Raw genomic sequence first — 24,121 nt, 5'->3', positions numbered from 1 at the left:
CCCGTTCAGTTCGGCGGCGGAGGAGGTGCGGCGGCCCTGCGGAGCCCCAGGAGTCCCAGGTGGTCGGCGGGGTCCAGCAGATACGCGGCCTGCGTGGTCAGCATGTGGCGCACCATGGGCGCCGGCATGCGGACCACCACCGGCTGCGGCAGTGACAGCTCCCGTACGGCCGTGGCCGTGCGGGACGGACGCACCCGGTTGTCCACCCGCGCCACCACCCGTACGCCCAGCGAGAACTGGACGAGGACCGACTCCAGCTTGGGCTTGTGCAACGGCATCGAACCGGAGGCGTTGACCGCCCCGTCGGCCGCGCCGCCCGAACCGCCGCTGGTGCCCGTCAGCTGGTTGAGGCGGAACTGGTCGGCGTCGACCAGCCCGCCGCCGAACCGGCCGAGCGCGGACCTGCCCTGGCCGTGGGAGCTCTGGCCGTCCGTCTGGGTGGGGCGGGGCGCGTCCAGGCTGCTCTGGCCGACCGTCTCGAAGGTCATCTTGTCGCCCACGCCCAGGACCCGTCCCCGGCGCAGCCGCGCGTGCAGGGAGACGTGCAGGTCCTGGCCCTCGATCCCGGTGGCGTGCACCGGGGGAAGGTCCACTCCGGAGGAGGTCAGCAGTGGCAGCGCCGCGGTCAGCCACTCGGTGGAGAGGGCCTCGTTCAGGGTGTACGCGGCCGACTGGCCCTTTTCCCGGTACCGCGGGTCACCGCCCGCGGCCCCGACCGTCTCGGTGACCAGCCGCCGTACGGCCGGGGCGCCTTGGAAGCCGTTGACCTGAGCCTCCATCGGCAGCTTCGCGCCGAGGGCGCGCCAGGCCCCGAGGCGGGCCGGGCGGGCCTCCTGCGCGCCGGGGGGCGGGGCGGTGGTGGCCGTCCTGCGGGGGGCGGCCACCCGGGCGAGTGCCTTGAGGTCGTTGTCCAGGATGCGGTAGGTGAAGGCGGTCCGGCCGGTGGAGGCCAGGCCTATCCGCCGGTCGCCCTCGTAGAGTTCGAGGGTGGCCGTGACCGGCAGCCGCAGCTTCGTCGACCGGGCCGTCTTGGCCTCCGCGACCGTCTTCATGCCGAGCTGGCCCCGGGCGGCAAAGCCCTGCCGGTGCGATGCGCCCCGGCCTATGCCGAGACCGCCCGCTGCACCGGTGCTCTTCAACTGCCCGGCCCCGCCGTCGGGCCGGCCGCCGGCGCCGACGGTCAGCTCCGCGCCGGTGGTCGCGCCCTGCTCCCGCGCGGTGGCCTCCTGGGCGACCGCCGAGGTGATGTACTCCATGTCGCGGCCGTCGTCCGCCGCGCCCTCGGTGACGCCGTCGCCCAACCGCGTCACCTTGAACACCGCCCAGTAGGGCGTCCGGCGTCCGTCGAACAGCTCGACGGTGACCCCGCCGTCCATGGCGCTTCCCAGCAGACCGGCTGCGCCGTCCCGGTCCAGGACGCGCAGCAGCCGCTGCACGTTGTCGTTGCGGTCCTTGAGCTGCTGTCTGGGCAGCAGCTCGGCGGCCAGGCTCCGGTGGCGCGTGCCCAGGTTCGCACGCAGGCCTTCCAGCAGCGGGACGAAGGCGGGCAGGTCCTCGATCATCCCGAAGCCGAGCGGGAGGGACGCGGGCAGGGCCGCGGCGGACTGCCGCCGGGAGCCGGCCGCCGTGTCCGCGGCGCCGGTGGCGGCCTGATCCCGTGCCGCCGTGTTCCCGGCCCCGGTGGCGGCCCGTTCGCGCTCGGCGGTGCCCCCCGTCGCGGTCCGGTCGGACGGTGCGGTGTTCCCGGTCGCGGTCGCGTCGGCGGCCCGCTCCCGCGCACCCGTGTCCCCGGCCGCGGGGCGGCCCCCGGTCCCCGGCCCGTCCGCTTTCAGCGCCTTGCGCGCCGATTCGGGAAGGTCCACGCCCGCGGCCCGCAGTTGCCCGGCCGTCAGCCACACGGCGGCCGTCGCCGGCAGGGTCCGGGCCGCGGACGCCGTGTACGGGCCGCCGCCGGTGACCTTGACCTCCGCCACCATGGTGACCAGCAGGTCGCACAGCACCAGGTACAGGGGGGCCTTGCGGGGAGTGTGGGCGTTGCGCTCCACCGTGCCGGACAGGGCGGTGGCCTCGGTCCGGCTCTCGCCCCAGCTCCGGTGCCCGGACAGTCCCTCGGCCGCGCGCCAGTGGGTGCCGCTCTCCATGCCGGTGACCCCGAACTGCACCGAGTTGGTGGTGGCCGTCCCCTGCTGTCCGGCCGCCTGATGGCCGCCGAGCACGAACGTCTCGGTGCCCGGACCGGCGCCCTCGTGCAGCAGCCGTGGGTTGGCCAGCGCCAGCCGGGTGCCGACGGCGCCGTTCAGCGCGGCCAGGCGGCGCGGGTAGCGCAGGTTCTTCACCACCCAGCCGGAGGACGCGGCCTGCCGCAGCGACGCCGTGATCGCCTGCGGACTGAGCCGCTCCTCGATCGCCAGCCGCGGCGCCAGCCCCTCGGTGGCCAGCGCGGGGTCCTCGTGTCCCGCCCGGCCACGGGCCGCCGCCCGGGACAGCAGCCCGAAGGCGAGGTCCCGCAGCGGCTGTCCGTCGCCGACGGTCTCCACCAATTGCCAGTCGCGCACGGCCTGCCCGGTCGCCGGGGCCGGGACCAGGCCGGCCAGGTCGCCGATGCCCTCGGCGGCCACCGCGGTCTCGGGACCGGGAGCCGGCGCGCCGATCTCGTCGAGCCGCTCCTTCCCGGCGTCGTCGAGGGTGAACTCCGCTGCCGTCCGCAGCCGTACGTCCTGCTCCCCCAGGTGCAGACGCACCAGCCGGCTGGGCTCCGGCGCGTCCCGGCCGGGGGAGCCGACGGTGAGACCGCGGGCGAGCTTGCGCTTCCGGGAGGTCATGGTGACGTGCACGTCCAGCCGCAGGGCCGCCGCGAAGGTCGCGGCCTGTTCGGAGCCGTTGGTGAGGACGTCCGTCCGGGTGGTGGGGCCCGCCTGGTTGCGGCGGGTACCGCTGCGGCCGCGGTCGTAGCGGGCCGAGGCGGTCAGGGCGCCGGGGGCCAGCCGGGCCTGGCCGAGGACCATGCCGCCGATCGAGCGCGTACTGCTGCGTCCGCTCTGCGAGTTGCTGGTGACTCCGGAGTGGCTGCGCACCAGCCAGTCCTCGGTGTCGCCGAGGTAGTCGGCCTTCCCGAGCGTGCCCTTGACCCGGATCTGGACGTCGTGGGAGTGCAGGGTGCTCTTGCGGCGCAGCCGCACCCGGATGCCGGTGGACAGCAACTGGTCCTTGTTGACACGGAGGTTGGTCTCGGACAGGGCGGCCATCAGCTCGCGCTGGTTGTGGCGCTGGGCGGCTGCCTCCTCGCCGTCGGCGGGGGTCGGGGCGGTGTCGGCGCCGAAGGAGGGCAGATAGCCGGCCAGCCGGGGGTCGACGACGAACAGCTGCTGCACGGCCTGGATCATGGGCCGGGTGTCGAGGGCGCTGAGCGCGACGCTGGAGCCCATGGCCCCGAACGGGAGGTGGCGTTCGACCTCCTCCTGCTTCTCGCGGCCCTCGGCGTCCACCACGGTCCGCGTCGGCTTCCTGACGAACTCGCCGGCCCGCACGCCGGGGGGCAGCTGCAGCCCCAGGTCCTGCGCCTCGTCGGCGCGCAGGCTGATCAGCACGTCCATCGTGTGCACGGCGACCCGCGCCCGGGGGTTCAGCACCGAGCGGGCCGAGCGCGGGCCCGTCCCCTCCACGGTGAGCTGTACGGTGCCGCGGTAGAGCACCTTCTCGCCACGGACCTCGGCGCCCTGCCGGCTCGTCACGCTCTGTTCGGCCACGGTGAACCGCGCCGAGCGGGCGGCCGCGACCGGCATGACGGTGCCGCGCACCACGGCCGCGTTGCCGGCGGCGCCGACACCGGCCGCCGGGCCCACCCCGCCCGCGAGCGCCCGGCCCTTGCCCGCGGTGTCGGTGACGGTGTGCTGGGTCTGCTGGTGGGTGCGCAGTTGTGTCTTGCCGGTGCTCCAGGCGGGGGCGAGACCGGTGATCTGCGCGCTCATCCGGTAACTGCCCGCGGTCCTGCCGTCCTTGGACTCCAGGTCCTCGCCGAGGACACCGTCGCGCAGCAGCCGGGGCAGGTCCTCCAGCACGCTCGTGGTGGAGGTGACCGCGTAGAGCCGGGCGCGGCCCGGTGCGCCGGGTGCGGTCAGGGAGGGGTGCAGGACGGAGGCGACCGCGTCGAACAGTCCGCCGCCGCCCTGGTGCGGTGCGGCGGTGTCGGTCACGCCGAGCGGGGCGAGGGAGTCGGCGAGCGAGACGCGCCGGGCGGTGTCCGGGCCGACCCGGCGCACGTCGGCCTGCGGGCCGCCGCGTGCCGGGACCAGGTGCTCGGTGGGCACCCGCTGGGTGAGCGTGCCGGGCCCGCTGGTGGCCCACACCTCCGTGCCGTCGTGGCTCCGCACCCGGACGCCGTACCGGATCTTGCGCGGTACCTCGACCGAGCCCGAGTCGCTGCGCAGCACCCGGGGTTCGGCCACGTTCCGCTGGCCGCGGGTCTCCCGCGAGGACTGCCAGGGGTGCACGCCGGCGGTGGCCGCCGCACCGAGCCAGAGCCCGGGGGCGACGGGCGCCAGACCGAACGCCGTGCCGCCCAGGCCGTGGCTCGAGGATCCGCCGGCCGACGTGGACGCGGTGGCCGCGGTGTTGTGCTGGACGTCGACCTTGGTGTCCTTGCCGACGGCCTCGTCCAGTGGCGCCAAGGGTGCGGTGTACTGGTCGGGGACGGCCGTCTCGATGTCCTTGGCGGGCAGGAAGAGCGGCGGCTCGTCGTCGGGGGCGCGGGAGACGGTGACGGTGACGTCGAACCACTGGGTGCCGCTCGCGCCCGGGACGGCGAAGGCACGGCCCTGCCCGAAGAAGGTCTCCGGCCGCCCGGCCAGTTCGGCGGCGATCTCGTCGACCGTGCCGCCGCCGTGCCCGACGGCCCGGGTCACCGCCTCGCGCACGAACGCGTGTCCGGTGAGGCCGTACGCGGTGGACAGTCCGGCCGCGGTCAGGTCCGCGAGGTACGGCGGCAGGGCGAGGCCCTGCTCGGTGCTCTCGTTGATGGCGGGCGCGGGCTGCCGTCCTCGGCCTCGCAGGGCACGGGTGGTGGCCGCGTTCCCGGCGGCCCGCTGGAGGGCGAGCAGGGATGGCGACGGGGCTCCGGAAGGCGCCGGCCCGGGGAGACGGGAGGGGCGGCGGCCCTGCTGGTCGTCCTTGGCCGTGCCGTTCCCGGGCTGCTGCTGTGTGCGCACGGGTTTCAACGTAATGGCTGATCAGGCCCGGGACGGGGGGTGCGCGGGTACGGGCCCCAACCGTCGTCCGGCCCACACCCGCGGGCCATGCCGGGTTCACCCGCCGTTGGATCACCGGGCGGGCCGGGGAGGTTCCGCCGGGCTCGGGGCGGTGCGGTCCGGACGACCGCCCGATCCGGCCGTGGCGTACGGGAGGAGGGCCACCGGGCGGGGTGCGGCGCCGTCGGCTCACCGGTGACGGCACGGCCGGCGACCCGTTCGTCGTGGCCCTCGCCGTACACGCCGGCGGTGGCGAGGTGCGTGACCCCGAGGCCGGGAGCCGCGTGCAGCGTGCGCAGGCTCTCCGCCTCGTCGGTGGGGCCGTGAACCGCCTCCGCTCCCGCGCCGGCCCGGGACTTCCCGCGTCACCGGCGGGTGAGGACTCCGTCGAGGACGGTGCCGCAGGCGGCGTGCAGTTCGGCCTCCAGGTCGATCCGGGCCTCGGGCCGGGACCAGCGGTAGAGCGCGCCGAGGTAGAGGTCGCGCAGGACGTAGCTGACCAGGCGGGTGTCCACCGTTTCGCAGACCTCGCCCCGCTTCTGGCCCTCCTCCACGAACTGGGCGAACATCTCGCTGACGTAGGGCTGTTCGTACAGGGGGAAACCCGCCCTGACCCAGGCGGCGAGCATGGCGCGGGTCTGGGCGCTGTCGCGGAGGCTGATGCGCGCGAGCAGGCTCATGCAGTGCAGCAGGGCGAGCCGGGTGCTCCGGCCGTCCTGGACGGCGAGGTCGGTCAGGCCGTCGCGCAGTTGTTCGCGGCGCTTCTCGCTCCACTCCGCGATCAGGTCCTCCTTGCGCTGGAAGTGGTTGAAGAAGGTGCCGCGCGCCACGTCAGCCGCCTCCGTGATCTCGTCCACGGTGGTCTGGTCGTAGCCCTGGCGGGTGAACAGTTCGACCGCCGCGTCGTAGATGCGGTTGCGTACCCGCAGTTTGTTGCGCTCGCGCCGTCCGGGAACGAGTGGTGTCCCGGTGGTGAGCGGTGTGTCGCCCATGTGTCACTCCTGTCGCCCGATGCCGTACGTACCGGTCCAGGGCCCTGGTGTCACCGGCGTTCGACGTCGTGGACCGGGGGGTGAACCCCTGTCGTCCTGGCCGGCGCGACAGACCGGCAGCTCCGGCACCCCGCTATACATGTATCACGATACATGTATGAGCGCTAGTTCATTTTCATGGATGCCGAGGGGGCCGGCGGACCGGATGCGGAGCAATCCGGTCCGTCGGTCCCGGCAGGTCAGCCGCCCGCCACGGCACCTTCCAGGGAAAGGGCGAGGGTCTTGACCGAGTCCCTTCCCAGCAACCGGGACAACGGGATGTCACAGCCCAGCTCGCTGCGGATCCGGCCGCGCAGCTGGACGGCCGTCAGGGAGTCGAAGCCGTAGGCGCTCAACCGCCGCCGCACGTCCAGGCGTTCGGTGTCCATGCCCAGCAGTTCGGCCACGATCTCGACGAATCGCCGGTCGGGAGCAGGCGGAACGGTGGTCACCGCCGAGGGCGCGGGAGCGGCGGGGACCGTCGAGGCGGGTGCGGGGGCCGCCGGGGCGGAGGCCGTCGCGGGTGCCCCGTACGCCGGGTGCGTCGCGTCCGCCGACGGGATGTCCCGCGCGGGCGGCACCTCCCGCGCCGCCGGGACCTCGTGCGCCGGCGGGACCTCGCACGACGCGGGCCGGACCTCGTACGCGGGCCGGTTCTCCAGCGGCCCGGCTCCCCGGCTCGGCGCGCCGGGGAAGCTCCGCGACGCCAGGGCCGCCCGGAGGGTGCGGGCCGCGCTTCCGGCGCGGACGGCCGCCCGCCGGGGCAGGGACACGACCGCGCGTACGTAAGTGCCCACTGAGCGGGCCGCCCCGAGCCGGCGCAGTTCCATGCCCTGGAACTCGGCGAGTGCGCGCCCCTGCTGGTCGAGGAGGGTGGCGTCGGCGCGGAGCCGCTCACCGGCCTCACGGACGCGCAGGGTGGTGTGCAGCCAGAACTCCTCGGGCAGGTCGCCGTGGAACCGGACCCGCTCCAGGTGCGTGACCCGGTAGGCCGAGCCGGACGGGAGCGAGCCGGGCAGGGCGGCGAGCAGCGGCAGCAGCGCCGCTTCCCAGGCGGCCTGCGCGGGGACGCCGTCCGGGCGGTGCAGCAGGGCGACGGACTCGCCGTCGCGGCGCCAGACGTGGCGCACGGCGCGCATGGCCGGGCTCGGCTCGTACCCGCGCCGGGCCAGCCGGGTGAAGAACTCCTGCGGCGTCTGATGGGTACGGCAGCGGCCGAGGGCCGCGTCCAGGCGCACGCGGCCGGACGGGGCGGGCCGCGGGGGTGCGGTGGCCACGGTCGCCGTCATGCACAGGGTGCCGGGCCCCTCCGGGGTGCCGTCCAGGGCGCGGACCTCGGCGGGCCGCGCGACGGGCCGGTCCCCGGTCCCGTCCCCGGCCGTGTCCCCGGCCCTGTCCTCGGTCCTGTCCTCGGTCCTGACGCGCAGGGTCAGGCTCCCCCGCGCGGGTATCTCCACGAGTTCGCCGCCGAGGCGGATGTCCTCGATGGTCACCGTGGGGGCGCTGCCGGCGGCCGGGCGGACCGCCTCGCGCAGCGCGGCCAGCTGGACCGCAGGCGGCAGCGGTGCCAGACCGCGCAGCCGGACCGCGGCCCCGCTCAGGTCGGCGGCGAGGTCGACGGTGGTGTGCCGCGCGGCGGGCGGGGCGGCGGGCGCTGCGATGGGCACGGCGCGGCGCAGCGGCTCGCGTTCCCACGGGTAGGCGGGCAGCGGGACCTGGCGGGCCGGGCCGCGGAACCAGCGCTGCCAGTCGACGGTGCCGCCCAGGGTGAAGAAGGCGCCCAGGGACTGGGCGAGGGCCAGGGCCTCGTCGGTGCGGGTGCGGTCGGTGGAGGCGACGACGGCCGGCGTGTGGCCCGCGTCGACGAGGGTGTCGGTGACGGCGTTCAGCAGGACGGGGTGCGGGCTGATCTCCACGAAGACGTTGTCGGCGTCCTTGGCGAGGTGGCGGACGCTGTCGGCGAAGCGCACGGGCCGGCGCAGGTTGTCCATCCAGTAGCCGGCGTCGAGTTCGGGGCCGTCGACGAAGGCGCCCAGCAGGCTGGAGTACAGGGCGGTCGTGCCGCGTGCGGGAGTCAGGCCGGACAGCCGTTCCAGGAGGTCCTCGCGCAGCGGGTCCATGAACGGCGAGTGCGAGGCGACGTCGACCCGTACCAGCCGGTGGAAGACGCCAGCGTCCTCCAGGCGCCGCGCGATGCGGCGCAGCGTCCGCGTACCGCCCGCCAGGACGGTGGAGGTGGGTGCGTTCTGCGCGGCCACGCACACGTCGCGGCCCTCCGCCGCGGCGAGGTCCTCGGCCTGCTCGGCGGAGAGTTCGACGGCCATCATCGCGCCCTGGCCGGCGACGCGTTGCATCAGGGCGCTGCGGCGGCAGATCACCGCGGCGGCGTCGGCGGGGGTGAGCGCCCCGGCCACGGCTGCCGCGGCCGTCTCGCCCATGCTGTGGCCCAGGCACACCTCGGGGTCCACTCCCATGTCGCGCCAGACCGCCGCCAGCGCCAGCTCGGTCGCCCACAGCACGGGCTGCACGGTGGCGACCCGGTCGGGGAAGGGGCCGGTGGCTCCGGCGAGCACTTCCTCGACGGACCAGCCGGTCTCCTCGCGGACGAGCGCGTCGCACGCGGCCAGTTCGCGGGCGTACGCGGGGGTCGTGGCCTTCAGCGAGCGGCCCATGCCGGACCACTGCGAGCCCTGGCCGGGGAAGACGAACACCGTGCGGCGGGGGCCGTCGAACCCGGCCTCGCCGAGCCCGCCCGCCTGCGTCGGGCGGCCCTCCGCGAGGGCGCGCAGGGCCTCGGCCAGCTCGTCGTGGCCTGCTCCGGTGGCCCACAGACGGTAGGGGTGGGCCTGCCGCTTCTGGGCGGCGGTGGCGCACACGTCCCACAGCGGCAGGCCGCGGCCGGGGCCGCCCGGGGCGAGGAAGTCCGCGTAGGCGGCCGCGAGCCGGCGCAGCGCGGGGGCGCTGTGCGCGCTGAGGACGAGCAGGTGGGCGGGGCGGCCGGCGGGGAGTTCGGCGGGGGCGTGGGGCGGTTCGGCGGGCCGGGCCGGGGCCTCGGCGACCACCATGTGCGCGTTGGTGCCCGACAGTCCGAAGGAGCTGACGCCGACGAGAGCGCCGTCCCCGGCGACGTCCAGTTCCCGGTTGCGGGTGACCACTTCGAGCGGGCTGTCCGCCTCCGCGAGCAGCGGCTGGGGGTCGCGCAGGTGCAGCGAGGCGGGGACGGTGCGGTGCCGGGTGACGAGGACGGCCTTGATGAGACCGGCGATGCCGGCCGCCGCCTCGGCGTGGCCGATGTTGGACTTCACCGAGCCGATCGGCAGCGGTCCGCGGGTGCCCCGCCTGCCGCGCACCATGTCCGCCAGCGCCTGGAGTTCGACGGCGTCGCCGACCGGGGTGCCGGTGCCGTGGGCTTCCACGTAGTCCAGCTGGTCGGGGCGGACGCCCGCGGCGGCCCACGCCTCGCGGATCATGGCCGTCTGGCCCGCGACCGCCGGTTTGATCAGCGAGCCGCTGCCGCGGCCGTCGTTGGTGACGGAGCTGCCGGGCAGCAGTGCGAGCACGGGGTCCCCGTCCCGCTGGGCGTCGGACAGCCGCTTGAGCACGACGACGCCCACGCCCTCGCTGCGCACGAATCCGTTGGCGGACAGGTCGCCGAAGGCGCAGCGGCCGTCCGGGGAGAGCATGCCGGCGGAGGAGAAGGCGATGGCGTCCTGCGGGGAGAGGATGACGTTGACGCCGCCCGCCACGGCCAGGTCCGTCTCTCCGGTCAGCAGGCTCTGGCGGGCCATGTGGACGGCGACCAGCGACGAGGAGCACGCGGTGTCGACCATCACGCTCGGGCCGCGCAGGTCGAGGTCGTAGGAGATGCGGCCGGCCGCCATGGCGCGGAAGTGGCTGCCGGTGGCCTCCCGCAGGCAGTGCGTGTCCAGGTCCGCGCGGTGCGCGTAGTCGGCGGTGGCCTGGCCGATGAAGACGCCCGAGCGGCTGCCCGCGAGCCGCGGCGCGGGGATGCCCGCCGCGTCGAGCGCCTCGCGCACGACCAGCAGCAGGAGCCGGTGCTGCGGATCGATGCTCGCGGCCTCGGCGGGTGAGATGCCGAAGAAGGCGGTGTCGAAGGAGAAGGCGTCCGGTACGAAGCCGCCGTGCCGGGAGGTGGTGCGACCGGGCGTCTTCGGTGTACGCGCGTAGCGCGGCGCGATGTCGAAGCGCTCGGCCGGGACGGGTGTCACCGAGTCGACGTTGCCCACCAGGTTGGACCAGTACTCGTCGACGCTCGCGGCCTGCGGGAAGCGGCAGCCCATGCCGACGACCGCGATCGACGCACCGTCCCCGTGTCCTGAACCCATGACAAGAGCCCCCCTCTGTGTGTCAGGATCAACCGGCGGGGAGCCTAGTCTAAAAATAAACTGGAGAACAAGTATGTTCTTTGAGGCCAAGACTGGAGGACAGGTTGGCCTGCGGTTCATGTTCGTACTACGGGGCAGGGAAGCGGGCGGTTCCGCGGCCCCGCTCGCGCCCGGCCGACGGCGTCGCCCCCGGTCGGCCGTACCGGGGGCGACGCCGTCGGCCGGCGGGGCCTGCGCGTCCGAGGGGGCTGCCGCCCGGGCGGCGGAGGAGCCCGCGGGGGGCCGCCGGGTTCCGCGGAGGTACCGCGGGGTGGTGCCGTCCCTCAGTTCCCCTGCCCGTCGAAGCGGGCCGCCTGCCCCTCGAACCGGGCCAGCTGGTCCCTGACCCACGGGTCGAACACCGTGATCCGCCGGGCGGCCGCCGGGTCGAACACGCGCAGCTGGTCCAGGACCCACGGGTCGATGCGCTGGTGAGCGGGGGCCCGCCGGGAGAGCGCGTGGCCGGCCGCCACCGCGGGCGGGCAGTGCGCCCGCCCGCCGTGCTGCGGGGTGGTGGCCGCCACCGCGGAACCGCCGCCGGCCAGGAGTGCCCCTCCGGCGGCCACGGCGGCGATACCCGTGGTCGCGAGGTGCCGCATCAGCTTGTTCACGGTTGTTCCTCCTGCTTCACGCGACGGCAGAGCCAAAAGCGGAATCAATTGATCCGCTTGCGGCGCCTACCCGCCCCGGCCACGCACACACTTCCGTACGCGCGCCCTCCCGGACTCCGTACGCACGCCCTCCGGCGCTTCCGTACACGCGCCCTCCCGCACTCCGCACCCGCACCCTCCGGCAGGCGGCCGGGCCCGGCCACCGGTTCGCCGTGTGCGCCGGATAGGGCATGCTCCAGTGACTGGGGGGCCAGTGGTGCGGGCCGGCGCGGCGCGACCCCGCGGCCGTCACCCTGCCGGCCGTCCCGCCCGGCGAGGCGCCGAACGGACGGCCTCGCGCCCGGGCGGCCGCCTCGTCCGACGCCGGCCCCTCGGCCACCGGCCCCCTTCAGCGCACCGAAGTCCCGGCAGGAACAGGACAGTTCGCAGGAGGGAGAGTCCCGGGCGCTCTGCCTCAAGGGGCCGGCTCCGGCAGTTCGGCGGTGACGGCGCGGACGGCGTCCCGGAGCCAGCGCTGCCCCAGGTCGCCGTCGAGCCGGGGGTGCCAGGCCATCCGGTAGTGCAGCGGGCGGATCTCCTCGGGAGCCGGCAGGACGCGGATCCCGGGGTCCGAGCGCTGCTCGGCGAGCAACCTGCCGGGCAGCGTGAGGATCAGCCGGGTGCCGAGGACCGAGCGCGCGGCCAGGGAGTGGTAGGGCACGGTCAGCCCGGCCCGGCGGCGTACGCCGAGGTCCTCCAGACGTCCTTCGATCGCGGTCTGGCGCTCGCCGGTGGTGCCGACGATCACGTGGGTGGCGTCCAGGTACTCGTCCAGGGTGATCTCCGGACGCCCGGCCAGCGGGTGGTCCGCGGAGAGCAGGCACATGAACCGGTCGTCGAAGAGATGCTCCGTGCGCAGCGCGGTGTGCGGCTTCGACCTGGCGTAGAAGACCAGGTCGACCACGCCCCGGTCGAGGTCGTCGTAGATGGCGTCGTGCCAGGTGCGGAAGTGCAGGGTGGAGCGCGGCGACTCCCGGAAGACCCGCTGGAAGACCGCGGGGGCGAACACCCGGGTGTAGTCGGTCCCGGCGACCCGGAAGGCCTCGGCGGCCCTTGCGGGGTCGAACTCCTCCGGGGCGAACAGGCTCTCCAGCCGTGGCAGGACGGCCCGCAACTGCCGCTGGACGCGTTCGGCCCGCGGGGTGAGCCGGTATCCGCCCGGCGTGCGGACCAGCAGTTCGTCGCCGAGCGTGTCCCGCAGCCGCTGCAGCGCCCGGCTCATCGCCGGCTGGCTCATCCCGGCGAGTTCGGCGGCGTGCGAGACGTGCCGCTCCTCCAGCAGCGCGGCCAGCGGAGCCAGCAGATTGAGGTCGACCCGTTCGATATGCACCATCTGAATAATCTACATATGGAAGATGCATTGGACGAATAGGCGGGGGCGGCGGAGAGTTGATCCCGTGCCGGGGCGGAGCGCCCGCGGAGACCCGCGCCGGGCGGACCGCCCGCCGGCACCCCGGCCCAGGCATCCCTCCGGATGTCTCCGCAGCACCCGGCATCCCTCCGGATGCCTCCCCACTACCAGGTGTCCGTCCGGATGCCGGATCAGGAGCAGTCATGGACGCCGGATCAGAAGCGGTCATGGACGACGCGGCAGCGGTGAGCGGAACCCGGCGGCCCCGGGTGGCTGTGGTGACCGGCGGCTCGGGCGGCATCGGGGGCGCGGTCGCGCGCCGGCTGGCCGCGGACGGCATGGCCGTCGTCGTCCACTACGCGGGCCGTGCGGCGGCGGCCGAGGCGGTCGTCGAGTCGGTCACCGCGGCCGGCGGCACGGCGGTGGCGCTGCCCGGCGACGTCGCCGAACCGGCGGAGACGGCCGGACTCTTCGACGCCGCCGAGGACCGGTTCGGCGGCATCGACGTGGTCGTCAACACCGCGGGCATCATGCTGCTGGCCCCGCTCGCCGAGATGGAGCTGGACGACTTCGACCGGATGCACCGGGTGAACGTCCGGGGCACCTTCGTGGTCTCCCGGCTCGCCGCCCGCCGACTGCGCCCCGGCGGTGCCCTGATCAACTTCTCCACCTCGGTGACCCGGCTCCAGCAGCCCGGCTACGGCGCCTACGCGGCGACCAAGGGCGCGGTCGAGGCCATGACCCTGATCCTGGCCCGCGAGCTGCGCGGCCGGGACGTCACCGTCAACGCGGTGGCCCCCGGGCCGACCGCGACGCCGCTCTTCGTCGAGGGCAAGAGCGAGGAGCTGATCGGCCGGATCGCCGCCGCCGCGCCCCTGGAACGGCTCGGCACCCCCGAGGACATCGCCGAGGCCGTCGCCTTCCTGGCCGGGCCCGGTGGCCGCTGGATCAACGGCCAGGTGCTGTTCAGCAACGGCGGCATCGCCTGACCCTTCTCCCCCGGGCCGTCCCCGCCCTCCCCCGGTCCTGCCCCGTCGCCCCGCCGGTCGGAGCACCCCGTTGCGGCCGCCCTCCTCCCCGGTGCCGTCAGCGGCACCGGCGACCCGGGGCCGTGACGACGCGGGACCGCTCGGCGCCGTCACCCACCCCGTGGACGTCGCTCCATGGCCGAAGAGGCCGACCCGGCCGTGTCCGGGTCCCGTACGGACTTCGTGCGGCGCACGGGCCTCGAAGAGGTCCCGCACGCCGCGCGCACGAGCCGCCCCGCGTCCCTCCCTCACCCGCCCTCTCCCGCAGGGAACCGACGACATGACCATCAGTCAGCTGGACGGCATATCCGACCTGTTGCGCGACTCGCCGCTTGATCTGGGCGGCGACGTCGAGGAGATGCGAGGCGTCTTCGACGAGATGCTCGGCTCCGCGCCGCTGCCCGACGACGTCCGCACCCGGACCACCGAGCTGGGCGGGGTGGCCGCCCTGGAGGTGCGCGCGGGCGCCACCGCTGCGACCACCGCGACCGCCGTCACCGTGCTGTACTTCCACGGCGGCGCCTACGCGATCGGCTCCGCCGCCGCCAGTGCCGGACTGGTCTCCGAGATCGCCCGGCGCACCGCGGCCACCGCCCTCTCCGTCGACTACCGGCTCGCCCCCGAACACCCCTTCCCGGCCGCGGTGGACGACGCCCTCGCCGCCTACCGGGCGCTGCTCGACCGGGGCGTGCGGCCCGGGTCGGTCGCGGTCACGGGCGAGTCGGCCGGGGGCGGCCTCGCCCTCGCCCTGCTGCTGGCGATCCGGGACGCGGGGCTGCCGCAGCCGTCGTCCGCGGCCGTCCTGTCCCCGTGGACGGACCTCACCCAGTCCGGCGGCACCATGGCGACCCGGGCCGACGCGGATCCGGCGCTCACCCGCCGGGCCCTGCAGACCCGGGCCGCCGGCTATCTCGCCGGGGCGGATCCGCGCACCCCTCTGGCCAGCCCGCTCCACGCCGATCTGCGCGGGCTGCCGCCGCTGCTGATCCAGGCCGGCGGCCGGGAGATCCTGCTCGACGACGCCCTGCGGCTGGCCGCGCGGGCCGCGCACGCCGACGTCCCGGTCACCCTGCAGACCTTCCCCGGCGCGCCGCACGTCTTCCAGGGCTTCGCCCCGGCCGTCGAGGAGGCCGCACGCGCCCTCGACCACGTCGCCGCCTTCATCAGGAGCCACGTCGACGCCCCCGCCGACGGTGCCGTCGACGACCTTGTGCGTCAGGAGGGTTGACCCATGAAGGCCGTACGCTTCCACCGCTACGGAGACATCGACGTGCTCGGCGTCGAGGACGTCGCACCGCGGCCGCTCGGCCCGCGGGACGTCCTGGTCCGGGTGCGCGCCGCGGGCATCAACCCGGGCGAGGCCAAGATCCGCACCGGTGCCCTGCACGACCGGTTCCCCGCTGCCTTCCCCTCCGGGCAGGGCAGCGACCTGGCCGGCACCGTCACCGCGACCGGGACCGCGGTGAGCGGCTGGGTTCCCGGGGATCCGGTCCTGGGCTGGTCCTGGGAGCGCTCCAGCCACGCCGAGTACGTCGTCGTCCCGGCGGACCAGCTGGTCCGCAAGCCCGACGGGCTCCCCTGGACCGCCGCCGGCGCCCTCTACGTCGCGGGCAGCACCGCCTGGGCGGCCGTCGCCGCGGTCGGGCCGCGGGCCGGCGAGACGGTCGTGGTCAGCGGGGCGACGGGCGGGGTCGGCAGCCTCGCCGTCCAACTCCTGCGCCTGCGCCGGGCCCACGTGGTCGCGATCGCCTCCGCACGGCACCAGGACTGGCTGGAGTCCCAAGGCGCCACCCTCGTCGGCTACGGGAGCCGGATCGCCGAACGCCTGCGCCGCACGATCGAAGGCGACGGCGGCGGCACGGCGCACGCCTTCCTCGACTTCCACGGAGACGACTACCCGCGGATCGCGCTCCGTCTGGGTGTGCCGCCCCACCGGGTCAACACCCTCGACCACGACGCCGCCGCCGCGCTCGGCACCCGGTCGTGGGGCAGTCCCGAGGGCACCGGCCCGGCGGTGCTGCGGGAACTGGCCGAACTGGCGGCGGCCGGCCGGATCGAGGTGCCGATCAGCCGGACCCATCCGCTGACCGAGGTCCGGGCGGCCTTCGCCCACCTGGAACACGACCACCCCTTGGGCAAGGTCGTCCTCGTCCCCGACGCCACCCCGGCGGAACCGGGGCACCACCGGTGAACCGGGGCACCACCGGTGAATCCGGCGTTCACCCCAGGCTGAGCAGGATGACGGCGGCGGCCGAACTCACCAGTCCTGCCGCCTGCACGCGGGTGACCTTCTCGCGCAGGACCGCGAGGGCGAGGACCGTCGGGACAGCGGGGTAGAGGGAGGCCAGGACGACGGCGACGGCCAGCATCTGCTCCCGGACGGCCCGGAGATAGAGGATGAGGCCGAGGGCGGCTCCCGCTCCGATCAGGACGGCCCGGCCGGCCGACCCGGCGGACCGCCTGAACTCGGAGGTGTGCCGCCATGTGGCCGGCAGGAGCAACAGCACAGCGGCGAGGCGGCCGACGGCCACGGGCCACAGACCGCTCGCCGGATCCGCCTGGGCCAGGGCGATGTACTGCGCCGCCACCCCCAGACTTGCGGCCGGCCCGTCCGTCAGCACCGGCGTGGACCGCGCCCCGGCGCTGCCTCCGCCGCCGCTGCCGCCGGCGGACACGAGCCACAGGGCGGGCACGGTGACGCAAATACCCACCCAGGCCAGGGGCGTGGGACGGTCACCGAGGAAGAAGACCCCGCCCCACACGGACAGGGCCACCCCGGTGACAGCGCTCACCGGCATCACCACGCTCATGGCCCCGCGGCTCACACCGCGGTTGAGGAAGTGCATGGCCATGGCGCTCCCGGCCCCGGAGAGCGCACCCCACATCACGTCGGACGCCCGGACCGCTTCGGCGGGCGCGAGAAGAGCGGCAGCGAGCGCGAGCAGCAGGCCTCCGCACTGTCCTAGGAAGGTGACCACGGCGAAATGGACCCGGCGGGACAGCAGCCCGCCGGCGAAGTCGACGAAGCCGTAGCAGAGCGCGGAAGCCAGCGCGAGAAGGACACCCATCCGCTCCGAGTGCCCGGCGTCCCCCTCTCCAGCCGCCTGGACGGCCACGCTGCGCCTCCCGCGGCAGCAGGCGCGTCGAGGGCGGGGCGATCGCAGGACTTCCGGGGAGCGGGGAGGCCGGCGGGTCAGGCCGGGGCGGGTTTCCGCCTCGGGTGGGCCGGGTCGAGCGTGAAGAGGGTGCCGTCGGAGGCCGCCAGCACCAGGGCGCCCTGGTTGAACCACACGGTGGGCAGGAGCCCGTTGTCCAGCACTTCCGCGCGCGCGGACGACTCCCACAGCAGGGTGCCGCGGGCCGTGTCGAGGGCGGCCACCCGGCCACTCCCACCCGCCAGGTACACCGTGCGCCCGCTCGGGTCGACCGAGGCCGGACCCGGTGTCTCCAGGCTCGTGTGACTCTGCCACAGCCTGGCCCCGGTCACCGGCGAGACGGCCGTCACCAGGCCGCTGGAGGTGACGAAGTAGAGCGTGCCGTGCGCCAGGGCCGGGGTCCCTCCCCGGTACCGCTGGGGCAGCGGCGTCGGCGTGCGGGCGCCGGTGCGCGGGTCGACGCGCACGATCCGGGTGTAGATCTGGTCGGGGCTGTTGGTCACGGGACGGTCGTCCGCCTCCACGAAGACCAGCCGTCCCTCCCTGGCCCCGACGAAGCTCCTGGGCTGGGCGGGGGACGCCAGGGTGCGCGCCGAGCCGTCGGCGGGATCGACGACGAGGAACTTCGTGTCGTGCACGCCCTCCGCCTGGGCGGCGCACTCCGCGTAGGGGCGGTCGTCGACCGCGAGCAGCAGGCAGTCGTACCCGGCGGGCACGGGGATCCTGCCGCGTACGGCGCCGTCGCGCGCCGAGCGGACCGTCACCGTGCTGCCGTCGCCCTCCTGCGTCAGCGTCACGCCGGCGGCGTAGACCGAGCCCAGACTGTCGGTGCGCACCGGGTGGGACCAGACCCGCGTGCCGCTGACGGCGTCGAGTGCGAGGACGGACTGCGCCTGTCCCTTGCCGTCCTCGCCGGTGACCGTCAGTTCGACGAGCACCACGCCCTCGTGGGCACCGAGGACCGTGGTGACGTAGCGGTCGGCCGGGAGCCCGGCCGGTGCGATGCCGGAGCGCCAGAGGGTGCGTCCCGTGGTGGCGTCGATCCGTTCGGGCAGGAGTGCGCTGCCGGCGCAGTAGAGGGCGCCGGCGTCCGGTACGCAGGCCGGTGACCTGTTCCCCTCGTACCCCGGCGCCTTCTTCACGCCCTTGGCCGCGGTGGCGGACGCGGTCGTCTGCCACGGTTTCCAGCCGGTGGGGAGCGTGCCCCAGCGGCCGGCGGTCACCGAGGTGGCCTGTGCCGCCTCGTCGCCGCCGCTCGGGCCCAGCAGGAGGTAGCCGGCCGTGGCCGCGGCGAGCGCGCCGGTCACGGCCACGGCCGTCACCCGCCGCCCGCGCCGGCGTGGGCGGCGGGTGACGGCCGCCGTGTCGGCGAGGGAGGGACCGCCGCCTCGTGCGGACGCCGGCCTGCCGGTCGGCGCGGAGCCGGAGCCGCCCGCCCGCGCGAAGGGGAAGTTGCCGGGGCGGCCCGGGGACGCGCCGGTGGGCCGCTCGGCGGGCAGCCGCAGTGTCATCGTCTCCGGTTCGCCCGGCGACGGCTCCGGCAGGACCCGGGCGAACTCGCGCGCGAGTTCGTCGGTTCCGGGCCGGTCGGCCGGTTCCTTGGCCAGGCACCGCTCCAGCACCGCGCGCACGGACCCCGTCACCCCGTCCAGGGCGGGCTGGTTGTGGACCACCCGGTAACCGGTCAGGTAGGGGCTGTCGGCGTCGAAGGGGCCGCGCCCGGTGACGCAGTACACGAGCAGCGCGCCCAGCGAGAAGACGTCCGAGGCGGGGCCGACGGTCCGCGCGTCCGTGAACTGTTCCGGGGACATGAAGGGCGGCGTGCCGATCACCTGCCCGGTCTCGGTGAGGGTGTGGTGGCTCGCGGCGCGGGAGATGCCGAAGTCGATGACGCGGGGGCCGTCCGGGGCCATCAGTACGTTGGCCGGTTTCAGGTCGCGGTGCACCACCCCGGCCCGGTGGATGTCCCGCAGCGCCTCCACCAGACCCAGGGCCAGGGGCCGCAGTTCGGTCACGCGGAGCGGACCCCGGTCGCGGATCCGGGCGGCGAGCGACGGTCCGGGCACGTACTGGGTGGCCATCCAGGGCGACGCGGCCTCCGGGTCGGCGTCCACCACGGCCGCGGTGAAGGCCCCGCTGACCCGGCGGGCGGCCTCGATCTCGTGCCGGAACCGGGTCCGGAAGACGGAGTCCTGCGCGTACTCCGCGTGCACCACCTTGACGGCCACCTCGCGCCCGGAACGCGCCCTGGCCCGGTAGACCATGCCCATGCCGCCGGCCCCGATCCGGTCGACCAGCTTGTAGCCGCCGACGGATCGCGGGTCCTCCTTGTACAGCGGCACGTGCCCCCCTCGGTCGCCCAGCGTTTCACGGACCACCATACGGAACGGGAACGCACCGGCGGCCGGGCCCGGGGAGCGGCGGGGGGAGGCCTTCGCAGAAGCATCACATCACCGCGAGGCGACGGAACCCTCGTCGACGCGGCGCGCGAGCGTGCCGGACGCCGGGGCCGGGCGCCGGGGCCGCGCGCCAGGACCGGACGCCGGGGCCGGGCGCCCACTCCGTCCGGACGCCCGTCCGGAGGTCCGAGCCCGGCCGGCGCCTCCCGCGCGGTGCTCACAGCGCACGGCAGGCTCAGGGGCGGCTTCGGCGCTCGCGCGGGCGCGGTACGCCGGTCTCCTCCGGGCGGGTTTCGTCCAGACGGGGTCCGTCCCCGCCCAGGGCCCGCTGCCAGGCCTGGCGGCAGAGATCGGCGACGGGCCGGGTGGGTACGACGACACCCAGGGCGGTCTTCTCGAGGCGCCGGCCGTACGGGGAGCCGCCCCGGGAAGCCGGCGGCAGCGTCCGCCCGAAGGCCGGTCGGTTAGGCGTCGCCCGGCAGCGAGCGGTGCGGCTGGTCCTTCCGCCAGCCGCCAGGGTGCTGTTCACCCGCGCAGCTACGCGGTGAGGCGTCGTAGTGCGGCGTGGGCCGGCGGGCCCCAGGTGGGCTTCCCTCCGGGGTGGCCCTGGACACCGGCGTGACCGATGTGCAGGGCGCTGAGGGCACGCAGTACGGCCCACCCGCGGGCGCGGCGGAGGGTCGCGGCGTCCGGACCCGGCCGGTACGCCTCATGGAAGAGGCGAGCCGAGCCGTCCGGCAGCAGGACCCACGCGGCGGCGAGGTCGCAGGCCGGGTCACCGGCGAAGAGATCGCCGAAGTCGATCACACCGCAGAACGTGCCGTTCGCCGTCAGGACGTTGGCCGGGTGCAGGTCGCCGTGGAGCCAGAGCCGGGGGCCTGTCCACTCGGGTGCGGTGGCGGCGTCCTCCCAGACCGCGCGGACGGCGTCCGGGTCGCGCACCAGCCCCAGTTCGGTGGCCGAGGCGAGTTGCCGGGTGAGGTGCCCGGCGGTGGCGGCCAGCGGGCCACCGCGGTCCCGGCCCGCCGGCGCCTCCTCGGGGGCGGGACGGTGGAGGGCGGTCAGGAAGCCGGCCAAGGTGACGGCCGCCTGCGCGGCGCGCGTCGCGGGGGCGCGGTCGGCGGGTTCGCCCGGTACCCAGGTGGTGACGAGCCAGGGCCGCGGGAACCGTTGGGAGGGCTCACCGAGGCGCTGCGGGAGGGGAACGCGCAGCGGAAGGTGCGGGGCGAGGACGGGCAGCCACGTGTGCTCCTTGCGCAGCAGCGCGTCCGCGGACCGCGTCGCCCAGGGAAGCCGTACGGCGAGGTCGTCGCCGAGCCTCCACACCTGGTTGTCCCAGCCACGTGCTCCCAGCTTCACGGGGAGGTCCGCCAGGTCGGGGTGCTGCTCCCGCAGCAGAGCCCGGACCAGTTCCTCGGTGATCTCCGGATCGGCGATGTCCGTATCGGCGATGTCCGTATCGGTGGTTTCTGCGCCGGTGGTGCCGGTGGTGCCCGTGCCGCTGGTGCCCGCCCCGTTGCCCGTCATGCCGGGCAACAGTAGCCGTGACGCCTCTCGCGGGCAGGTCGTCCGGAAGACACGGACGCCCTGCCCGACGCGTCGCGTCACGGTCGCCGCTGCTGCCGGCGCTACCTGGGAGTCACGCCCCCGGCCCACTCCTCGACGCTGACGACGTCCGCCCACTGGGGGAACAGCTTCTCGGTGAGGAACCGGTGGACCTCGGCGTCGAGGTCCAGGCAGGCGTCGGCGAGGACGGTGAGGCCGAAGTCCAGGTCGTTGGCCTGGCACAGGGTGTGCAGCACGACGGCGCTGGTGGCGATGCCGGTGAGGACGAGGCTGTCGATGCCGCGCGCCCTGAGCACCACGTCGAGATCGCTGCCCGAGAACGCGCTCGCCCGTCTCTTCGTGACCACCACCTCGCCGGGCAGGGGCGCGACGTCGGGGTGGATGGCCGTGCCGGGGTCTCCCTCGACGTGGAGCCCGGCGCGCGCCACGGCGGTGAGGGCCCGGTTGCGCGGGCCGACCTCCGGGAAGCCCGGGCGCAGGGCGATGACCACGTAGATCACGGGGATGCCGGCGGCCCGGGCGGCGTCGATGGCCCGGCGCAGACGCGACAGGTAGCCCGAGCCGTCGTCGGCGAGGTCCACGACGGCCCGCTGGACGTCCATCACGAGGAGGGCGCTGCTCGTACGGCCGCCGTCAGTCGTACCACCGCCGGTCCTACGGTCAGCGGGCACGCGGTCTCCGGACGAACGGCCGTCATCCGGACGGTCGTTGATCGCGTGGTCCTCGCTCGGACGGCCGCCGGTCACCCGGTCGTCAGGCGAACCCTCTGCGTGCACACGGTCGTTGGCCGGGCGGTCGTCAGGCGAACCGTCTTCGGCCGAACCGTCTTCGGCCGAACGGCCTTCGGTCCCAGGGCCGTCAGCCGTACGGTCATCGATCGGACGGTCGCTGGTCACACGGTCTCCAGGAAAGAGGTCAGTTCGGCGTCGAAGCGGGCCGGATGCTCCATGTTCGGGTAGTGCGCCGCGTCCGGCACGGCGGTGGTGCGTCCGTCGGGGACGAGTTCCACCAGACGGTCGGCCATGGCGAGGTGGTCCGGTGCGTCCAGCGCGCCGTTGACCGCGCACACGGGCACCGTGATACCGGACGCCCGCTCCCAGGTGGACGTGACCGGCACCCGGTGGTCCGGCTCACCCGCCGTGTGCTTGCCGAGCGTGCCGAGTGCCATCTCCCGCACCCTGCGCAGGACGTCGGCATCGACATGGGCCGGGTCGCGGTGCGGACCGGCGGTGAAACGCTGGAACGCGTCGGCCCAGCCGGCCACGTCGCCCGCGGCCAGCGCCCGCTCCTCGGCGGCGAGGACGTCCAGCGCCCACGGGTCCTCGAAGACGGGCTCGCTCGTGCCGACGCCGCTGACGACGACCGCACGGACCAGGTCCGGGTGTTCCAGCGCGCAGTCGACTGCGGTGGCACCGCCCATCGAGACGCCGACGAGCACGGCCGGGGCGGCGTCCAGGGCGTGCAGCAGCGCGGCGACGTCGTCGGCGAGCCGGTACGGGCCGGTCGCGTTGTCCGAGCCGCCGTGTCCGCGGGCGTCGAAGGCGATGACCCGGTGGCGCGGGGCGAACGCCCGGATCTGCTCCGCCCACATGCGGTGGTCGAGGAAGCCGCCGTGCAGGAGAACCAGGGGCGGCCCGGAACCCGCCTCCCGGTAGGCGAGACGGCCTCCGGCAATCTGCAGTGAACGGATCGGAACGGCTGAGAGATCGGCGCTCATGACAACCAAGGTGTCAGTTCCCCCGCACCTTGGCAACCGGGGTGTCATGATGAAGCCATGGCGGACGAACGCACCGCGGCCCCCGCCGCGCCCTCCCCGGACGAGCTGGCCGAGCGCCTCACGGAGGTCTTCGACCTGGTCGGCCCGCTCTACCGGCGGGTCCACCGCAAGGTGGAACAGGCAGCGCCGGACGCCGGCCTGTCGGTCGGGGTGCGCGCGGTGCTCGATCTCCTGCGCACCGGCGGACCGATGACGGTGCCTCAGATGGGGCGGGCGCAGGCGCTCAGCCGGCAGTTCGTGCAGCGCATGGTGAACGACGCGGCGCGCTGCGGCCTGGTGCGCAGCGTCGCCAACCCCGCGCACCGCCGCTCCTCGCTCATCGAGCTGACCGACGAGGGCCGCACGGCGATCGGCGCGGTACGGGCTCGCGAACACGCCCTGCTGCGCCGGGTGGACGGTGGTCTGAGCATGGCGGACGTCGACGCCTGTCTGCGCGTCCTCGGCGCGATGCACGCGCTGTTCGAAGACGTGGACGTGGACGGAGCCGGGACCGCGGAGGGGAGCCGGGGCCCGGGGCGCGGCTGAGGGCCTGGCCGAGGGCGCGGCCGGGGGCCGAGGCGGCACAGGGCCGGGACGGGGAACCGGCTCCCCTACCCCTGCGCCGGCCACGGCCGCAGTTTCTCCGGGTTGCGGACGACCCAGATCCGCGTGACGCGCCCGTCCACGACGTCGAACGAGGCCACGGTCATGACGGCGCCCTCCCGGACGGCCACCAGCCCCGGCGTGCCATTGACCGACCGCTCCAGGAGTTCGAGGCCCGGGGCCCGGTCGGCGATGGCGACCATGTACTGGGCGATGCGCGCGCCGCCCTCGACCGGGCGCAGGACGGCGCCGGCCATGCCGCCGCCGTCGGCGGTCATCACGGCAGCCGGGTTGAGCACACCGATGAGCGCGGCGATGTCCTTGGTCTGCCAGGCCTCTTTGACGTGCCGTACCACGTCGGCCTGTCCGGGCGCCGTCACCGGAGTGCGGGCGGCGCTCACCCGCCGCCGGGCGGAGGCCGCCAGTTGCTTGCAGGCCGCCGGGGACCGGTCCAGCACGCCGGCGATCTCGGCGAACGGGTACCGGAAGACGTCGTGCAGGACGAACGCCACCCGCTCGGCGGGCGTCATCGACTCCAGGACGACGAGGAAGGCCATGGTCACCGACTCGTCGCGGACGATCTGGTCGGCGGGGTCCGCGGGGCCGGCGGCGCCGGTGCCGCCCGCGTGGACCCACTCACCGCGGTCGGGCAGCGGCTCGGGGAGCCACGCGCCGACGTAGCGTTCACGGCGGGCCCGCGCCGAGCCGAGCAGGTCCAGGCAGATGCGGCCGGTCACCGTGGTCAGCCAGGCGCCGGGGGACAGGATCTCCTCCTGCCGGCTGCGTGGCAGCCCGTACCAGCGTGCGTAGGCGTCCTGCACGGCGTCCTCGGCCTCGGTCACCGATCCGAGCAGCCGGTAGGCGACGTTGATCAGCCGGCGGCGCTCGCCGGCTGTCCCGTCCCCACCGGTCCCGACAGTCCCCATGCTCGCGGCCGCCCCCTCGCCTTACCTT

The 24,121-nt window shown here is 75.2% G+C and carries 15 protein-coding genes and 1 pseudogene; 4 read left to right on the top strand and 12 right to left on the bottom strand.

Features of this window, described 5'->3' with window-relative positions:
- Positions 1 to 5: 5 nt before the first annotated feature.
- The 6 genes and pseudogenes from IG64_RS29690 to IG64_RS29670 form a co-directional block, all read right to left on the bottom strand.
- Positions 6 to 5,204, bottom strand: a complete 5,199-nt coding sequence (locus IG64_RS29690) for a hypothetical protein (RefSeq protein WP_037861746.1) — start codon at positions 5,202 to 5,204, stop codon at positions 6 to 8.
- 5 nt (positions 5,205 to 5,209) lie between these two features.
- A pseudogene (locus IG64_RS41295) lies at positions 5,210 to 5,563 on the bottom strand (aldo/keto reductase); the annotation flags it as partial.
- Between the two features lie 45 nt (positions 5,564 to 5,608).
- Positions 5,609 to 6,235, bottom strand: a complete 627-nt coding sequence (locus IG64_RS29685; protein ID WP_051813482.1) for a TetR/AcrR family transcriptional regulator — start codon at positions 6,233 to 6,235, stop codon at positions 5,609 to 5,611.
- Positions 6,236 to 6,474: 239 nt separating this feature from the next.
- The gene (locus IG64_RS29680; protein ID WP_158771678.1) at positions 6,475 to 10,620 is read right to left on the bottom strand and encodes a type I polyketide synthase; all 4,146 of its coding nucleotides are present in this window, start codon (positions 10,618 to 10,620) and stop codon (positions 6,475 to 6,477) included.
- A 323-nt stretch (positions 10,621 to 10,943) separates the two neighbouring features.
- Entirely contained in the window at positions 10,944 to 11,270 is a 327-nt protein-coding gene (locus IG64_RS29675; protein WP_051813477.1) for a hypothetical protein, read from the bottom strand.
- A gap of 454 nt (positions 11,271 to 11,724) precedes the next feature.
- Positions 11,725 to 12,642, bottom strand: a complete 918-nt coding sequence (locus IG64_RS29670) for a LysR family transcriptional regulator (protein ID WP_051813475.1) — start codon at positions 12,640 to 12,642, stop codon at positions 11,725 to 11,727.
- A 245-nt stretch (positions 12,643 to 12,887) separates the two neighbouring features.
- Between IG64_RS29670 and IG64_RS29665 the strand changes: the two genes are divergently transcribed.
- From IG64_RS29665 to IG64_RS29655, 3 genes are all read left to right on the top strand, one after another.
- Positions 12,888 to 13,649, top strand: a complete 762-nt coding sequence (locus IG64_RS29665) for an SDR family oxidoreductase (RefSeq protein WP_199811677.1) — start codon at positions 12,888 to 12,890, stop codon at positions 13,647 to 13,649.
- Positions 13,650 to 13,968: 319 nt separating this feature from the next.
- Positions 13,969 to 14,916, top strand: coding sequence for an alpha/beta hydrolase fold domain-containing protein (locus IG64_RS29660; RefSeq protein ID WP_051813459.1), 948 nt, complete (start codon positions 13,969 to 13,971; stop codon positions 14,914 to 14,916).
- Positions 14,917 to 14,919: 3 nt separating this feature from the next.
- Positions 14,920 to 15,879 (top strand): NADP-dependent oxidoreductase, encoded by a 960-nt coding sequence (locus tag IG64_RS29655; protein WP_037861743.1) that lies wholly within the window; start codon positions 14,920 to 14,922, stop codon positions 15,877 to 15,879.
- Positions 15,880 to 15,907: 28 nt separating this feature from the next.
- Here the strand turns inward: IG64_RS29655 and IG64_RS29650 are convergent, their stop codons facing one another.
- The 5 genes from IG64_RS29650 to IG64_RS29630 form a co-directional block, all read right to left on the bottom strand.
- The gene (locus IG64_RS29650) at positions 15,908 to 16,804 is read right to left on the bottom strand and encodes an EamA family transporter (RefSeq protein ID WP_234438653.1); all 897 of its coding nucleotides are present in this window, start codon (positions 16,802 to 16,804) and stop codon (positions 15,908 to 15,910) included.
- A gap of 77 nt (positions 16,805 to 16,881) precedes the next feature.
- Positions 16,882 to 19,185: a protein kinase domain-containing protein gene (locus IG64_RS29645; RefSeq protein WP_037861741.1), complete on the bottom strand. Its 2,304-nt coding sequence runs from the start codon at positions 19,183 to 19,185 to the stop codon at positions 16,882 to 16,884.
- Between the two features lie 594 nt (positions 19,186 to 19,779).
- Positions 19,780 to 20,769: an aminoglycoside phosphotransferase family protein gene (locus IG64_RS29640; protein WP_078884297.1), complete on the bottom strand. Its 990-nt coding sequence runs from the start codon at positions 20,767 to 20,769 to the stop codon at positions 19,780 to 19,782.
- 101 nt (positions 20,770 to 20,870) lie between these two features.
- A complete protein-coding gene (locus IG64_RS29635) occupies positions 20,871 to 21,479 on the bottom strand; it encodes a cysteine hydrolase family protein (RefSeq protein ID WP_267883419.1) in 609 nt (202 codons plus the stop codon).
- Between the two features lie 221 nt (positions 21,480 to 21,700).
- On the bottom strand, positions 21,701 to 22,525 hold the full coding sequence (locus IG64_RS29630; protein WP_037861738.1) for an alpha/beta fold hydrolase: 825 nt from the start codon (positions 22,523 to 22,525) through the stop codon (positions 21,701 to 21,703).
- 57 nt (positions 22,526 to 22,582) lie between these two features.
- On the opposite strand from IG64_RS29630, the gene IG64_RS29625 reads away from it, so the two are divergent.
- Positions 22,583 to 23,110 (top strand): MarR family winged helix-turn-helix transcriptional regulator, encoded by a 528-nt coding sequence (locus tag IG64_RS29625; protein ID WP_051813457.1) that lies wholly within the window; start codon positions 22,583 to 22,585, stop codon positions 23,108 to 23,110.
- A 65-nt stretch (positions 23,111 to 23,175) separates the two neighbouring features.
- Here IG64_RS29625 and sigJ read toward each other — a convergent pair whose 3' ends face one another.
- The gene (sigJ, locus tag IG64_RS29620; protein ID WP_037861736.1) at positions 23,176 to 24,093 is read right to left on the bottom strand and encodes an RNA polymerase sigma factor SigJ; all 918 of its coding nucleotides are present in this window, start codon (positions 24,091 to 24,093) and stop codon (positions 23,176 to 23,178) included.
- Positions 24,094 to 24,121: the final 28 nt, after the last annotated feature.

The organism is Streptomyces sp. NRRL S-340 (assembly GCF_000720185.1).
Taxonomy (GTDB): Bacteria; Actinomycetota; Actinomycetes; order Streptomycetales; family Streptomycetaceae; genus Streptomyces.
This window is presented reverse-complemented; position numbering and strand designations above follow the sequence as displayed.

Bases quoted from the DNA above. Each gene is read 5' to 3' on its own strand.
- IG64_RS29685 (WP_051813482.1), bottom strand. From the start codon at position 6,235: ATGGGCGACACACCGCTCACCACCGGGACACCACTCGTTCCCGGACGG.
- IG64_RS29680 (WP_158771678.1), bottom strand. From the start codon at position 10,620: ATGGGTTCAGGACACGGGGACGGTGCGTCGATCGCGGTCGTCGGCATG.
- IG64_RS29670 (WP_051813475.1), bottom strand. From the start codon at position 12,642: ATGGTGCATATCGAACGGGTCGACCTCAATCTGCTGGCTCCGCTGGCC.
- IG64_RS29665 (WP_199811677.1), top strand. From the start codon at position 12,888: ATGGACGACGCGGCAGCGGTGAGCGGAACCCGGCGGCCCCGGGTGGCT.
- IG64_RS29660 (WP_051813459.1), top strand. From the start codon at position 13,969: ATGACCATCAGTCAGCTGGACGGCATATCCGACCTGTTGCGCGACTCG.
- IG64_RS29655 (WP_037861743.1), top strand. From the start codon at position 14,920: ATGAAGGCCGTACGCTTCCACCGCTACGGAGACATCGACGTGCTCGGC.
- IG64_RS29640 (WP_078884297.1), bottom strand. From the start codon at position 20,769: ATGACGGGCAACGGGGCGGGCACCAGCGGCACGGGCACCACCGGCACC.
- IG64_RS29630 (WP_037861738.1), bottom strand. From the start codon at position 22,525: ATGAGCGCCGATCTCTCAGCCGTTCCGATCCGTTCACTGCAGATTGCC.
- IG64_RS29625 (WP_051813457.1), top strand. From the start codon at position 22,583: ATGGCGGACGAACGCACCGCGGCCCCCGCCGCGCCCTCCCCGGACGAG.
- sigJ (WP_037861736.1), bottom strand. From the start codon at position 24,093: ATGGGGACTGTCGGGACCGGTGGGGACGGGACAGCCGGCGAGCGCCGC.